Below are 13,557 nucleotides of genomic sequence, written 5' to 3' on the forward strand. Positions count from 1 at the left end.
GCACAGCAGCGGAGCGCAACCGGCGCGGCGCTTCGAGCGCTTTGTCGCGCTCAGCCGGAGCGAGCTTGCGAAGGAGGGGAGGGGTTCTTCCGGCGCCCGCAGCCGAGGGTCGAGGGAATCGATATCGAGGCGGCTCGACAGGCCAGGCGCGGCCGCCGCTGGGAACCCGATTTGCCGATGCTGTTGCAAACCTATCTGTCCATTGCCCAGCGCGCGGAAGCGCGGGGCGAGCCGCTCGGTCGCCCCGCGGGGCCTGGAGACAATTATGGCTTCTATCGCTCGATGAAACAGCGCATCGGCGCAAAAATGGACGAATGATCGCGGGCCGGGCGGCCTCGGTTGGCAAAATCGCCCTCAGAAGCCGTACAGCGCGATTTGGGGTCGCTGCCGTAAGTCGGGCTGGCCTACGCCCGTTTTGGCGCTGTAAGGGGCATTTGCAGGGGGCAAAATTTTTGCCTGGTTTTCAGGCCTGGGTCCGACTGATCGTCATAGCGTGCCAGCAAGGCGTCGATCTTGGCGAGGGCGGCATCATAGTCCTCGATCGCCTCGCTGGAAAAACTGGCTCGGTTCGTCGGCCAGGGCGGTGGGGGAACGGAGGTCGCCGCGCGTGACCGAGTAGAGCTTGACGCCCGAAACGGTTTCGATGGCCAGGTCGCCGGCTTCCGACAAGGCCTCCAGCATTTTTCCGGACCCCAAGGCGGGTGACGCCCAGCACTGCCTCGATCTGCGACGACCGCAGCGGACCGAAGCTGGCGAGGAGGCCATAGAGCTGGGGCACGCGCGAATTCGCCCGCTTCGCACGGTAGCGATCGGCCAGCGCCTGGCGCGTGTCGCGGGCTTTTCGCGACCAGGCTGTAGAGGTGCTCCAGGACATCGCGCAAACGCCTCGGCCTGAACAATGGCGGCGTGCGCCGGGTTGTCGTCGACGTCGGCCGCGCGCACCGTGTCGAGCGGATCAGACCGTTCAGCGGCCAGCGCCGCACCATGGGCGCCGGTGGCTTGGAGATGCGCACCAAAGGCGCATTCGATCGCCCAGCGCGGGGAAGGTGGGCGCGGCCGCTCGATCACGACTTGCCGGTTCGCGAGCGCGATCGTGTCGGTCGTCCGCTCGGCGGGAGCGAAGCGCGGGCTCTGGCCGATGGCGCGGTGGAGGGCGGCGAGAGCGGTGAAGGGGAGGGGGGCCGGCTCGAGCGCCGCGGACCAGGGCCGCGGCCTCGTCGATCGCGGCCTTTGCGGTTTCGGACGGCGGCAGCGCTGTCGGGATCGCGCAGCGCCAGACAGGCTTTTTCCAGCCCAGCGCCGCGTCGGCGAGCGGCGTCCAGCGGCTGCGGGTCATCTCCGCGAGCAGGTGTCACGCGACAAAGTTTCCAACATCGGGTGTAAACTATTGAATTAAAGTCATATTCTCGCGATAAAGTGACAGTCAAATATGACGCACAAAAGATTCTGCTTTCAACGGTGGTCAAAACAAACGACAGTCTGCGCGGCCGAAAGAGAGGGAAATTTCCCTATGATCGAACGCAAACCGCCAAGAATGGCAGCGTATTCGGAAGCTGCGCTAACGCGCGGCGCGGACCTCTATCAAACTTTCCGCAAATTGGTTCCGCTGGACGCGCCGCTGGCGGCCGACGTTGTTTCTGTCATTGCCCGGGAAACTGGCTTGGGCGAGCGGCGAATTCGGGAGTTGGCGCGGCGCTATCGCAGCAAGCCCATTGCCGAGAGCCTGGCCTCACGGCCGCGCGGTCCAAAGCCAGGAAGTAGACAAGCGCCGCCAGAGGTCCTCGTGGCGATCGATGGCCTCATTGAAGAAATCGTTCTGACGAAAGTGCCGCTCAGTGTTCGGGAAGCGGCGCAGCAGGTGCGTTATTTGCTGATCGCCGATAATGGCGACTACGGCTTCGATCCCGGGATCGTTCCAAGTTTTCGAACGATCGAGCGGATAATCGGGGAGATAAGCGAGCCGCAGAAGGCTCGTTTCATGGGTTCGAAACGGCGTACCGCCCACGAGGCGCACCCGGGGGAATACCACAGCGATGGTTTGCTCGATGTGGTCCAGATGGATCACACCCCCGCCGACGTCATACTTGTCGACAGCACACACCGTATGGCTCTGGGCCGACCGTGGGTGACCTTGCTCATCGACGTCTGGAGCCGATGCATTCTCGGCTTCTACGTGAGTTTTGGGGCACCTTCGATTTTTCGATGCGGACGGGCAATCGCCAATGCTCTGTTGCCGAAACAGCCGTTGCTCGAGAGTCTCGGTCTCGAAATCGAATATCCAATGCATGGTTTTTTCAGGAAGTTGCATGCCGATCACGCCGGATCTCATCGCGCGGAAGTTTTTAGAAGCGCTTGCAAGACTTATGGCATCGATCCGGACGTCCGCCCACGTGGTCCGGCGCATTATGGCACGCATATCGAGCGTCTGATCGGCACCATGACGCGTAGAATGCGGCTTCTTCCGGGGGCGACCGGAGGTAATGTTACGGCGCGAGACGGCCATGATGCGGAAGCGGACGCGGCGATGACGCTTGAGGAATTCGAGCGGTGGTTGGTCCGGGAGATTTGCCGCTATCATCATACACCTCACGAAGGACTGGGTCGCGTCGCACCTGCGCAAATGTGGTCCACGGGTGTCGAGAGCCACGGGCCGCTGGCGCCGCCAGGTGTCGATATCGAGCAGCTAACCCGCCGATTTCTGCCGTGGGTCGAGCGGACCGTTCAATCGGGCGGCGTGAAGATTGATCATATTCGCTATTGGCACGAAAGTTTGGCGCCGCGCCTGGGTCTCAAGGTCATGATCCATTACGACGACAGGACTATCCAGGAGGTCTATCCTGTCATCGATGGAGTTCTTGTCGCTGCTGCTGCGGTGGGCAATTATCCGAACGTGACCAGGCCTGAATGGGATGTTGCGGTCGCTGCACGGCGCCATTCCGGCGTGGTTTACCAGCATGCTGGGGGTCAGGCTGAAATTGCGCGGCTTGTGCATGCCAACAGGCAGGAAGTTCTCAACGCGAAATCCCGGACGCGGGGCTTGCGAGACGCGCGAAAAAGGCTGGAAAGGGAAGGTGTATCCCACGCCGCTCAGCCGGCAAATCAGGAGGTTTCCAATGTACCCAGTTGGGTATCGGTGGCCGACTTACACGATGAAGGGTGGCTCAAATGGAGGGATAGGTCAGCGCACAGTTCCGCTTTCTGGATCGACTTCGACGAAGCGCGTTTTGCCGTGGAAACGCTGGTTGATATCGCACATGACGAGCCTGATGAACGGCCGCCCTGCGTCATTCTCGTGGGTCAATCCGGTATGGGGAAGACATCGATCCTGCGCGAAGCCCAGCGGCGTATCGAATGCGACTTTCCAGAGCCTGAAGGGTGGCGGGATGCCCGGTATGCTCCCGTCCTCAGGACCGTGATCCCAGCTAGTCCGACGTCGCTCAAGATCAACCTGACCTTGTTGTGGAAGCAGGGTTGGCCGATCACCACCAGTATCCACCGGATTGCCGACCTGAAAGTCGTTGAATTGCTCGGCAGACAGCGGACGCGGTTAGTGGCGGTCGACAATGTTCACGCCATTCTCACCGCGGGCGGCAGGGCGAGGCGTGACACCCTCGATGCATTCCGGTTTCTGATGAGCGAAGGCAATGTGTCTATGGTTGTCGCCGGTCTCGAAATCGCCGCAGACATCTTTGCCGAGGACGTCGAGCTGGCCTATCGCTCGATCGTCCTGCGATTGCCGCTCTGGCCGCCTGGAGAGCCATCCCAGCGCCTGATCCTTGCGCTGGCGCGGGGATTGCGCATCATCGAGCCGGAACGCTTCGCTGAGCCCGAGATGGCCGAATTCATCTGGCGCACCAGCCATGGCGTGACAGGGAATTTCAAACGGCTTTTGCATTGGGGCCATAAGATTGCCTCTCGCGACGGTCGTCAGCGTGTTGAATTTGCAGATTTGCGCGCAGCAGCAGCGATGCTCCCGGCTTCAGCTTGATGGCCGCCAAGTGGTCGCCCAATCTTGAGCCTGAGACGCTGGCGTTCCCGATCAAGCCACGCAGAGATGAAGCGTTTGATTCGTGGTTGAGCCGCTTGACCGCCGCCCACCGGGTGAGCCGGGCACAATTGTTCCGCCATCTGGAGATCGCGCCGGGTCTTTCGCGCTTGGACCTGGCGCGAGGGAAGGGCGGTCTCGATCCGGCGCTGCATGCGGCCTGCGATGCGATGGTGGAACGGCTTGCATGGGCGGTCGAAATCGATCCCGAGCAGATCAATGCGACCTTTCTCGCGTGTGAGGCGGAGGCGCTCCTGCCCTCTGCGCACCGCCATTACGTCTGTGCGCTATGCTGTTACGAGGCGCATCTGGCTGGCGGGCCTATAATCGTGCGCCGCGAATGGATTTTTCGGGCGACCTGGCTATGCAGCCTGCACGGGTTGCCGCTCACCGACATGCGGAGCCTTCCATTGGAGGACACGGGGCGGCAATTGCAGGCGTTCTTGGCGCATGCCGTGATGCGATCTCGCAGAATTCAATGGAAAATCAAACCGACTTCTGCCGCGCTTGCGCGAAACAAGACAGTGATCGACTGCCTGATGCGCCCTAGCGATTGGGTGGGGCTTGCGCCGCCATACCAGCGTTATCAGGAGCAGTTCGTAGCCAATCAGTACCATTTTGCGCGCGAACGGATCGGCATGCTGGCGCTGGCGCACAGCCCACGTACGAAAGCCGCGCACCGCTTTGAGCGTATGATCGCAACCAGACTGGCCGAGAGGCCGCTGACTGAAGGTAGAATTGAAACGCCGGTTCGAGGTGCATTGCGTCTGCGGACCTGCAAGCTCCCCAAGCCCAGATCCAAATGGACCTGCGACATCTTTGCGCTGATCGCCACATACGGCACTGTGCGCCAACGCCAGGAGAAAGAAAGGGAGCTGGCGGCGGAATTCGCGCGCTACGAGGGTCTTCCTCTCCCGCCGACGGCAGCCTGGCCGTCTAGAAGCTTGCTTGATGCCGCCAATCTGGCAGTGCCAGGGTTGGCGTAATGGCGCAGACAAAGGTCGTGAACGGGCCTTGAGCGTAGGCCATGCGTGTTGCCTCCAGCTGGCGCAGGAGTTTGGCAGCACCGGCCTTGGTCGCGCCAAGCGCGCGGGCAAGTTGGGCGGGGGTGAGGGTGCCAAGGCCGAACAGCAGCATCCAGGCATGATAGAGGCGCGAGTTCGAACGCTGGCTCGGAAACTCGCGCGCAAAAACATCGGCGCCGCGCGGGAAACGGGCGATATCGCAGGCAGTAGCATAGAGTGCATCGTGCAGACTCTCGCGGGCTTGGGCGCGGCGCTGGCTGGGGTCGCGGTCGGCCCTGAACAGTCGGCGCTGGACAAGGCCGGGGAAGGGGAGGGGGGTCTCGCTCAGCCGAAAGGCATGCCCGCGCGCGCTCGCCGCCAGGTTGATTGCCCAGCACGGGGTTCGGGCGGTTGCCGTCAGGGCATCGGGCTCGTTCCCGCGCGAATAGCGGAAGCGCTCGACGAGGGAAAGCAGCCGCTCGAGTGGATCGCCGGGCAGCTTGGCGTGACCCAGCGCGTCGAGTACGGCACTGAGTTCGGGAAGGCTGGCAGCGACGATGGTTTCGGTCTCTCGGGCTTCGCTGGCCATCGGCAGGATTGCGATCTTGCGCACTGTCCGGATGGCCTCGGCGATCACCTTTTCGGGGGTTGGCAGGGCGTGCTCGAAGAGGGCGAGGAAGGCGTTACGCTCGCCCATGCATTCGGCGCCGATCAGCGAGGCCCCGAGGGTAATCGCCCGGTCCTGGCGGTATTGCTCCCAGGCACGGCTGAGCCAGTGGAGGGCGAGTGCGGCGCGCATTTCTGCGGAATAGCAGGTGTCGGAGGCCAGCAGGCATTTGGCCAGAGCATCGATCTGGCCGATACGGAAGGCGATAGGGCCGGCGTCGATCGTGCTGCTCAATTCAAGGCTTTCGCTCTGGAGGCTGCGAACTGGCTAACGGGACAGGGAATCGTCGTCAACACAGAGTTTACTAAACCTACGCTTTGGTATCCTATCCATAGCATCGTAAATCGGCGGTATTTCCATAATCTAATATTATGGTAAAATCAGCATTGCCCAGAGTGCCGATTTTGGCCCATAAAGTGCCCATGAAATCCACCCAAAACGATCCTTCCGCATGACAACCGATCGTCCGTTCCCGTCATCGGTGGAACTGGTGCTCGGCGGCCACGGGATGCTGATCGATACCCGCGCCGCCAGTCCGCTGGCGCTTGAGGCCGCAGTCGCGGCGATGGCGCCGGCGACCAAGGCGGCCATCACGGCCGATCTCAAATGCTTTCTAGGGTGGTGCAAGGCGCGACGGCCTGTCGCCACGGCTGTTCCCGCCGAACCGGAAACGCTGGTCCACTACTTGCACTGGTTGTCTAAAGGATCGGACACGCGCGCGGGTGCCAAGCCCGCCACCCTTGCCCGCCGGATCGCCTCGATCGCGCGCATTCACCGCATCCTGGGTTTTGGCGACACAGAGCCGCTGCCCACCCAGGCTGGAATGGTGCGCGATACGCTGAAAGCCATCCGCCGCAAAAAGCGTGAACGGCAAAAGCAGGCTGCGCCGCTACGGCTCGGCGAGGCGATGCAGGAGGGTCAGGCACCGCCCGAGGGGGTAACCGTCAACGCACTGCTGGCCTCGTGCGGCAGCGACATCATCGGTCTGCGTGACGCAGCGCTGATCAGTCTCGCCTATGACGCGGGCTTAAGAGTCTCCGAACTGGTCGGCACCACGGTTTCCGATCTGCGCCAAGTCGGCGATGGCAGCGGACGGCTCGACATCGCGCATTCCAAGACTGACCAGTTGGGGGAGGGGGCTCTGGCCTGGCTGTCGGGCGACACCATGGCGCGCCTATCGACCTGGTTGCTCGCAAGCGGCATCGGCGAGGGTCCGGTGTTTCGGCGCATCAATGTTCTGAGCGGTCCGCCAGACGCCTCCGGGCAGCGAATTGTGCGGCACTACATCGGGGCCAGGCCGCTCACGCGTCAGGGGGTGGTTGCGATCCTGCGTCGCCGGGTGCTGGAGGCGGTCGATTGCGGTCTCGTCGAAGTCGAGCCCGGGATGGAAGGTGACACCGTGCGTGGGCTGAGCGCGCACTCGTTCCGGGTCGGGTTAACACAGGACCTGTTCGCAGCGGGCGAGGACGGCGCAGGGATCGCGCTGGCGCTGCGCTGGTCCTCGCCGACCACCGCGCTGCGATATGCCCGCGAGCTTGCCGTAGGCAATAATGCGGCCGCACGGGTGCTGGGCAAGTTGCGAGGGAGCGGCTGAGGCAGAAGCAGGCCAATGTCACTATTGTTGAAGCGCTAAAGGCTCCGCTTGGACCCGGCATGACGTCAATTATGGTGCGTCACAGCAGGGGAGTGGTCACCATCCCCTTGTCGCGCAGAGCGAAGGGCAGCGAGAGCCAGGGCAGGGCGGTGCTGTCGAGACGCGCATGCTGGCGGACCCGATCGAGCGCGCGGATCAGCGGCGAATGGTCCGCGGCTATCTCGATCTCGCCGATCGCGGTCGGAAGCGCGTCGCGCCAGGCGAGGGGGTCGGGATCGCGCAGCGCCGCTTCCCAGGCGGGAAAGCGATCGAACAGGTCGAGGTTGGTCGACCGCAGCGGCCGGCCGGGGATTTGCAGCCCGCAGCCCCAGGAAAATACGTCAATTTCGTCGATCTCGGCCGATTGCAGTTGCAGGGCCCGGGTGTAGCCACTCCAGGCGGCGCGGCGTGCCCAGGCCGATGCCACCGAACTAACGCAAAACCGGGCATCGAGACGCGTAATGGCGGCCGTGCAGGAGGCGATCGCGGAGACCATCTTCGCGCTGTAGGCGGGGCCGTAGCGGCTGTTCGAGAGAGGCGCGTCCACGCCGTCTTTTAACCCAGAGCTGCTCTCAGTCAAATTGGCTCGTATGCGTAGTCGTGATAATGGGAGATTATCACGACCCTATTATTATGAGAAGGACCGGGCTATGTCTCGCCGTCATGGCGAAAACGGCCCTCACCCGCAGGCAAAGCACGCCGCCCGCCGGCGCCGACGACGTCGTGGGCGAGGTCCGCGCGCTGGCTATCGACAAGGCGGCGGTCGATCCGCAGGTCATCGCGGCCGCGGCGCGGGCCTGGTCGCCGAACACGATCCGCGCGTTCCTTTCCGACATGAAGCTCTGGGATGCTTGGTGCCGGCGCACCCGAGTGCGGGCAGGGGAGGCGACCGCCGAGACCGTCGCGGCCTATGTCCGCGCGCTGTCGGGTCAGGATCATGATGAGGCGACGCGGGCGACGCCGCAGAGGGCGGCCGCGACGATCGCGCGCTATCTCGTCAATATCGGCTGGGCCTATCGCATGGCGGGGCTGGACGATCCGACCGCAGCCCCGCTCGTGCAGCTCGAGCACAAGGCGGCGCGCAAGCTTCTCGGCACCCGCCAGACGCAGGCGCGGGGTATCCGCTACAAGGGCGATGTCAGCGATCTCGACGCGCCGGCGAGCGGCGTGAGCCTCGCGGTCCTCCTCAAGGCCACGCGCCGCGATCTCCTGGGCGCGCGCGATCGCGCGCTACTGCAGGTCAACTATGATACCGGCTGCCGGCGCTCCGAACTCGCGGCGATGCGTATCGAGCATATCGACGGGCCCGACGTCGACGGGGCAGGGGTGGTCGAGATCGGCCGCAGCAAGACCGATCAGGAAGGGCAGGGGGCTCTCGCCTATCTCTCGCCCGCGACCATGCGCGCGATCGCTGAATGGTGCGACAAGGCCGGGATTGCGCGCGGGGCCCTGTTCCGGCGCGTCGAAACCTGGTTCGATGGCTCGATCCGCGGTGTGGGAGAGGAGGCGCTCAACCCCGGCACGATCACGCTCATCTACAAGCGGTTGATCCGCCAGGCATTCGACAAGAAACTGCTGGGGGCGATGAGCGAGGCCGAGCTCGAGCGCTGGGTCGCGGCCGTGTCGAGCCATTCGATCCGGGTTGGCGTGGCGCAAGACAATTTTGCGGCAGGAGAGAGCCTGCCCGCCATCATGCAGGCCTATCGCTGGCGCGATCCCAAGACGGTCATGCGCTATGGCGCGAAGCTGGCGGCCAAGAGCGGAGCGAGTGCGCGTCTCGCGAAGCGTTTCGGCGGTGAATGACAGGTTTTAGCTGTCCGCGTTTGGACAGTCGCAAACCGATGACCTGGCGCGGTTGGGCAGTGAGCGACACCGACATGCCTCAACGACCGAAGAAGCGAGCTCGCCGTCGGGCCGGCCCTAGCGCGCACCGATGGGGGCGAAGCCGCCGACCGGCGGGAACGCCTGTGCGCACTGCGACGTTCTTCTCGTCAGCGCGAGCATGCGTGACTGAACCTCTCCGGCTCGAAACCAAATCCCAAAGTGGAGGGCGGCATGGCCCGCATGTCGAGCGATTTCTTCGTCCAGCGCCTCAAGGATTGGGGCGTGAGCCGAATCTACGGCTATTCTGGCGATGGCATCAATGGCGTGCTGGGGGCGCTCCAGCGCGCCGAGAAGGAAGGCTCGGGCATCGAGTTCATCCAGGTCCGCCACGAGGAGATGGCGGCCTTCATGGCGACGGCGCATGCGAAATTCACCGGCGAGCTCGGCGTCTGCCTGTCGACCGGCGGTCCGGGCGCGACCCACCTGATCACCGGGCTCTATGACGCCAAGCTCGACCATGTCCCGGTCCTCGCGATCGCGGGCCAGGCCGAGAGCACCGTGCGCGGTGCAAGCTATCAGCAGGAGCTCAATCTCGACCGACTGTTTGCCGACGTCGCCGCCTATGTGCAGGAGGCGAGCGCGCCGGCGCAGGTCCGCCATGTGACCGATCGCGCGATCCGGATCGCGGTCGCGGGCAACGCGGTCTCAACCATCGTGCTGCCCAAGGACATACAGGATACGAAATATGAGGAGCCGGGCCAGGCGCACGGCTTCACCCGCTCGGGCACCGGCTATGCACATCCGATCGTCGTCCCGCAGCCCGCCGATCTCGCGCGCGCGGCGGAGGTACTGAATGCAGGCGCCAAGGTCGCTATCCTGATTGGGGCGGGAGCCCGCGGCGCGTCGGCCGTGGTGACCGAGGTCGCCGACCTGCTTGGCGCCGGCGTCGCCAAAGCGTTGCTCGGCAAGGATGTCCTGCCTGACGATCTGCCGTTCGTGACCGGGGCGATCGGCTTGCTCGGGACCAAGCCATCGTCCGACCTCATGCGCGAGTGCGACACGCTTCTGCTGATCGGCACGGGCTTTCCCTGGGCCGAGTTCCTGCCGAAAGACGGGCAGGCGAGGGCCGTGCAGGTCGACATCGACGCATCGATGCTGGGGCTGCGCTACCCCGTCGAGGTCAACCTGCATGGAGATGCGGCCGAAACGCTGAAAGCGCTGATCCCGCTGCTCCAGCGCAAGGATGATCGCAGTTGGCGCGAAGGCATCGAGAAGGCGACTGCGCAGTGGTGGCAGACGCTCGAGGAACGCGCCATGGCGGAAGCAAAGCCCGTCAATCCCCAGCGCGTGGTCTGGGAAATGTCGCCGCGTCTGCCCGCCGACGCGATCGTCACCTCGGATTCGGGCTCATGCGCCAACTGGTACGCGCGCGACTATCGCGTGAAGGTCGGGCAGCGTGCCTCTCTCTCGGGCGGTTTAGCCTCTATGGGCGCTGCGGTTCCCTATGCGATCGCGGCCAAGTTTGCTTATCCTGATCGGCCCGTCGTGGCGCTGGTCGGCGACGGCGCAATGCAGATGAACAATCTGGCCGAACTCATCACCGTCCAGAAATATTGGAAGCAGTGGCGCGATCCGCGCTTCATCGTCTGCGTCTTCAACAACGGCGATCTCAACGAGGTCACGTGGGAACAGCGGGTGATGGAAGGCAATCCGCGTTTCCCGACGACGCAGGATATTCCGGACGTCCCCTACGCGCGCTTCGCGGAATTGCTGGGGCTTGGCGGCATCTACGTCGATGATCCATCCGCGCTTGGGCCGGCGTGGGAAGTTGCGCTCTCCGCCGATCGCCCGACGCTCATCGAGGTGAAGACCGATCCCGAGGTCGTGCCGTTTCCACCGCAACTGACGCTCGAGCAGGCCAAGGGTCTGATGAGTTCGATGGTGATGGGAGACAAGGGCCTGGGCACGATGATCGCCGACACGGCGCGCCAGCTCCTGGTAACTAATGCGCGATTCAGCGGTTAATGGACCGTCAGCATCTTGCTGCTAGGTGGTCGGCATGCCCCAAGCGACACTTCAGGCCTGGCTTTCACTCTATGCCGCGGTCGGCGTCATGGTGGCGCTGTGCGCTGTCCTCGCGATGATAAAGACCGCCTACGATTATCGTCTGGGAACTAGGAAACTCCCAACTGCGACCGTCCTCGATAAGGTACTCGTTGCACCCCGGTTGTGGATACGTTGGCAGATCAACTATCTGCTCGGCGCGCCGGCGATCCTCGGAATTGCGATCTATTACGCGCACTACCTCGGGTTCGATACTCTTGTAGATGTGTAAGCGAGTAACTGGACCCCCCTGCCCCGGAATTCCTGTCGACCCACTGCCAAACCGGCGGTCTGAATCGATGCTGTCCTGAACGATCCGGTGCTCCACCCTCGAGTGATCGCTGCGACATAGTCCATCGTCTCGCGAAACGGCGGAATACGGCGCATCGATCGAACGCGTCCTGGACCTGCATTGTACGCGGCCAAGGCTAGATCGACCCGCTTGAACTCATCCAGATGCGCGCGGAGGTATCTGGCCCCTCCCCTCAGGTTCGACAACGGATCTCTCGAATTGAAAACCCCAAGTCCACGCGCTGTACCGGGCATCAATTGGGTAAGGCCAACGGCGCCCTTCGGTGATACGATCAATGGGTCATAGCGGCTTTCCTGGGCCACCAGTGCATCGAAAAGCCCGACTGGCACACCAGCTTCGCACGCCACGGCCTGGATCAAGGGGTAATATTGAGCCCGCCGAGCTTCGAGCCAGCCTGGAAAATCGCCGCGTGGACGGTAGGGTGTGATTGAGCAAGCCTGTGGGGTGTAGAGATAACTTGCGATATCGGACATCGCTGCCCGGCCAGCTCCCCCCGAAACCTGGCCAGTCTGCATCCAAAGGGGCACCGATATATGCGACGTGCTTATTGCCTCCTCTTGGGGTTCCATTACGGGGCTGCCGAATGATCTGAAGTCATTGCCTAAAACGGCTTCCATGCTTGGTACTGGCGGCGTTCCGTCTGTTGGCATACCCCGCATTCTCGGGCCCACATCGATGACGGCTTCAACTGCCTGCCCATCAAATGTCATTACCTCGGCCTGCTTAGCTGCCGATGTTTGCGCCCATAGCAGTGCCATAACACTACCCACTACGCATAAGCTCGAGTTCGATCGCGTGTTCATCGATCATTGAACATCATGTTTCGATCAACCGCACAACGTGGAAAAAAATTCCACTATCTCCCAGTGCTTGATCCAGACTAGGTCAGGCAAACCCCCGTGGGTAGCAGCTAGCTCACAGATATCTGCTGGTTGGGTATCAGCTAGCTATCACATAGGTAGCGGTTGCCAAACTGCTAGAGAGCGGCTAGCTATCCAGTCGTTCGAACTATTACAGGATCGGTCATGGCTGCTGTCGTAGCATTCGTCTCACAAAAAGGCGGTGTAGGAAAAAGCACCTTGGCAAGAGCCCTTGCTCGCGAGGCGGCGGCAGGCGAACTGCGGGTTAAAATCGCCGATCTCGATACTCAACAGGGCACTTCGGTCGATTGGCACCGAGCACGCCTTGGCATCTCCATCGAGCCGATTGTGTCGGTTGAGGCATTCAAAACCGCGTCTCAGGCCCTGGCCGCTGCAGACGGCTTCGATCTGCTTATCATCGACGGCCCCGCTCGGACCAGCAAAGCTACACTTGAAATTGCACGGTCATCGTCACTCGTGGTTCAACCCCCGGCGCATCCTTGGACGATCTCAGGCCTGCCGTCCGCGAATACCATGCCCTTGTTAAGGAGGGTATCCCGACTGGACGGCTCGTTTTTGCGCTCAACCGCATTGGAACTTCGGCTGAAGAAAATGACGCGCGGGCGTATTTGACCGAAGCGGGGTATAATGTCCTCGACGGTTCGATCGTGGAACGACCAGCATACCGGCAAGCGCAGAACCAAGGCCTGTCAATTACCGAAACCAAATTCTCCGGCCTTAACCAGCGTGCTGATACTCTGATCCAATCCCTAATCGACAAAGTAGCGGGTGAATGATGGCCGATATCTCGAAGCTAAAGAAGGCTACTCGTTTGGGTTCACCCCCACCAATCAGTGAGGCGAGCCAGAATTTGGATGCACCCGAAGTAGCCCCCGCCCCTCCGGCTGCACCGCTGATAACCGCAACCCGCATTGATGCCCGCAGTTCGCGCAAGACTAACCGCACTCAACAATTTGCGACTAGGGTCACACCCGAATGGGACAATCGAATCCGCGAAATAGCTCAACGTGAGGGTCTGCTTCTTACAGAAGTGCTCGAGAAGGCACTCGACGCTTATGAGAAACTGCTAGCTCAAAGGTAGCTAGCC

The 13,557-nt window shown here is 62.5% G+C and carries 12 protein-coding genes and 1 pseudogene; 8 read left to right on the forward strand and 5 right to left on the reverse strand.

All coding sequences use genetic code 11. The features are described 5' to 3' along the window. The coding region (locus LUA85_RS21435) for a hypothetical protein (protein ID WP_231472269.1) at positions 1-318 on the forward strand (318 nt) is incomplete at its 5' end. A gap of 210 nt (positions 319-528) precedes the next feature. On the opposite strand, the gene LUA85_RS21440 is transcribed toward LUA85_RS21435, so the two are convergent. Next, positions 529-681 (reverse strand): hypothetical protein, encoded by a 153-nt coding sequence (locus LUA85_RS21440; RefSeq protein WP_231472270.1) that lies wholly within the window; start codon positions 679-681, stop codon positions 529-531. A 1,048-nt stretch (positions 682-1,729) separates the two neighbouring features. Continuing rightward, entirely contained in the window at positions 1,730-2,404 is a 675-nt protein-coding gene (locus LUA85_RS21445) for a hypothetical protein (RefSeq protein ID WP_231471608.1), read from the reverse strand. Positions 2,405-2,437: 33 nt separating this feature from the next. Between LUA85_RS21445 and LUA85_RS21450 the strand changes: the two genes are divergently transcribed. Both LUA85_RS21450 and LUA85_RS21455 read left to right on the forward strand, forming a co-directional pair. Next, a complete protein-coding gene (locus tag LUA85_RS21450) occupies positions 2,438-3,988 on the forward strand; it encodes a TniB family NTP-binding protein (RefSeq protein WP_231472271.1) in 1,551 nt (516 codons plus the stop codon). Then, positions 3,988-5,031, forward strand: coding sequence for a TniQ family protein (locus LUA85_RS21455; RefSeq protein WP_231471605.1), 1,044 nt, complete (start codon positions 3,988-3,990; stop codon positions 5,029-5,031). The genes LUA85_RS21450 and LUA85_RS21455 overlap by 1 nt, the downstream gene beginning before the upstream one ends. Here LUA85_RS21455 and LUA85_RS21460 read toward each other — a convergent pair. Continuing rightward, positions 4,982-5,950, reverse strand: a complete 969-nt coding sequence (locus LUA85_RS21460) for a hypothetical protein (protein ID WP_231471604.1) — start codon at positions 5,948-5,950, stop codon at positions 4,982-4,984. The genes LUA85_RS21455 and LUA85_RS21460 overlap by 50 nt on opposite strands. A gap of 217 nt (positions 5,951-6,167) precedes the next feature. Here LUA85_RS21460 and LUA85_RS21465 point away from each other — a divergent pair, with 217 nt between their 5' ends. Continuing rightward, positions 6,168-7,310 carry a tyrosine-type recombinase/integrase gene (locus LUA85_RS21465; protein ID WP_231471603.1) on the forward strand — a complete coding sequence of 381 codons (1,143 nt, stop codon included), beginning with the start codon at positions 6,168-6,170 and terminating at the stop codon, positions 7,308-7,310. Between the two features lie 79 nt (positions 7,311-7,389). Here the strand turns inward: LUA85_RS21465 and LUA85_RS21470 are convergent, their stop codons facing one another. Then, a complete protein-coding gene (locus LUA85_RS21470) occupies positions 7,390-7,845 on the reverse strand; it encodes a hypothetical protein (protein ID WP_231472272.1) in 456 nt (151 codons plus the stop codon). A gap of 167 nt (positions 7,846-8,012) precedes the next feature. On the opposite strand from LUA85_RS21470, the gene LUA85_RS21475 reads away from it, so the two are divergent. The 3 genes from LUA85_RS21475 (at position 8,013) to LUA85_RS21485 (ending at position 11,508) form a co-directional block, all read left to right on the forward strand. Continuing rightward, positions 8,013-9,152 carry a tyrosine-type recombinase/integrase gene (locus tag LUA85_RS21475; RefSeq protein WP_010408866.1) on the forward strand — a complete coding sequence of 380 codons (1,140 nt, stop codon included), beginning with the start codon at positions 8,013-8,015 and terminating at the stop codon, positions 9,150-9,152. Positions 9,153-9,404: 252 nt separating this feature from the next. Next, positions 9,405-11,198 carry a thiamine pyrophosphate-requiring protein gene (locus LUA85_RS21480; RefSeq protein WP_037447408.1) on the forward strand — a complete coding sequence of 598 codons (1,794 nt, stop codon included), beginning with the start codon at positions 9,405-9,407 and terminating at the stop codon, positions 11,196-11,198. A gap of 34 nt (positions 11,199-11,232) precedes the next feature. Further along, positions 11,233-11,508 carry a hypothetical protein gene (locus LUA85_RS21485; protein ID WP_010408871.1) on the forward strand — a complete coding sequence of 92 codons (276 nt, stop codon included), beginning with the start codon at positions 11,233-11,235 and terminating at the stop codon, positions 11,506-11,508. On the opposite strand, the gene LUA85_RS21785 is transcribed toward LUA85_RS21485, so the two are convergent. Further along, positions 11,475-12,392 carry a lytic transglycosylase domain-containing protein gene (locus LUA85_RS21785; protein WP_353682128.1) on the reverse strand — a complete coding sequence of 306 codons (918 nt, stop codon included), beginning with the start codon at positions 12,390-12,392 and terminating at the stop codon, positions 11,475-11,477. The two genes, LUA85_RS21485 and LUA85_RS21785, sit on opposite strands and share 34 nt — an antisense overlap. Positions 12,393-12,614: 222 nt before the next feature. On the opposite strand from LUA85_RS21785, the pseudogene LUA85_RS21495 reads away from it, so the two are divergent. Then, positions 12,615-13,246: pseudogene (locus LUA85_RS21495) on the forward strand (AAA family ATPase). The last annotated feature ends 311 nt before the right edge of the window (positions 13,247-13,557 follow it).

The organism is Novosphingobium sp. CECT 9465, from assembly GCF_920987055.1.
Taxonomy (GTDB): Bacteria; Pseudomonadota; Alphaproteobacteria; order Sphingomonadales; family Sphingomonadaceae; genus Novosphingobium.

Excerpts from the sequence above, each read along its gene's own strand:
- LUA85_RS21440 (WP_231472270.1), bottom strand. The coding sequence starts at position 681 with ATGCTGGAGGCCTTGTCGGAAGCCGGCGACCTGGCCATCGAAACCGTT.
- LUA85_RS21445 (WP_231471608.1), bottom strand. The coding sequence starts at position 2,404 with ATGCGCCGGACCACGTGGGCGGACGTCCGGATCGATGCCATAAGTCTT.
- LUA85_RS21450 (WP_231472271.1), top strand. The coding sequence starts at position 2,438 with ATGACGCGTAGAATGCGGCTTCTTCCGGGGGCGACCGGAGGTAATGTT.
- LUA85_RS21455 (WP_231471605.1), top strand. The coding sequence starts at position 3,988 with ATGGCCGCCAAGTGGTCGCCCAATCTTGAGCCTGAGACGCTGGCGTTC.
- LUA85_RS21465 (WP_231471603.1), top strand. The coding sequence starts at position 6,168 with ATGACAACCGATCGTCCGTTCCCGTCATCGGTGGAACTGGTGCTCGGC.
- LUA85_RS21470 (WP_231472272.1), bottom strand. The coding sequence starts at position 7,845 with ATGGTCTCCGCGATCGCCTCCTGCACGGCCGCCATTACGCGTCTCGAT.
- LUA85_RS21475 (WP_010408866.1), top strand. The coding sequence starts at position 8,013 with ATGGCGAAAACGGCCCTCACCCGCAGGCAAAGCACGCCGCCCGCCGGC.
- LUA85_RS21480 (WP_037447408.1), top strand. The coding sequence starts at position 9,405 with ATGGCCCGCATGTCGAGCGATTTCTTCGTCCAGCGCCTCAAGGATTGG.
- LUA85_RS21485 (WP_010408871.1), top strand. The coding sequence starts at position 11,233 with ATGCCCCAAGCGACACTTCAGGCCTGGCTTTCACTCTATGCCGCGGTC.
- LUA85_RS21785 (WP_353682128.1), bottom strand. The coding sequence starts at position 12,392 with ATGAACACGCGATCGAACTCGAGCTTATGCGTAGTGGGTAGTGTTATG.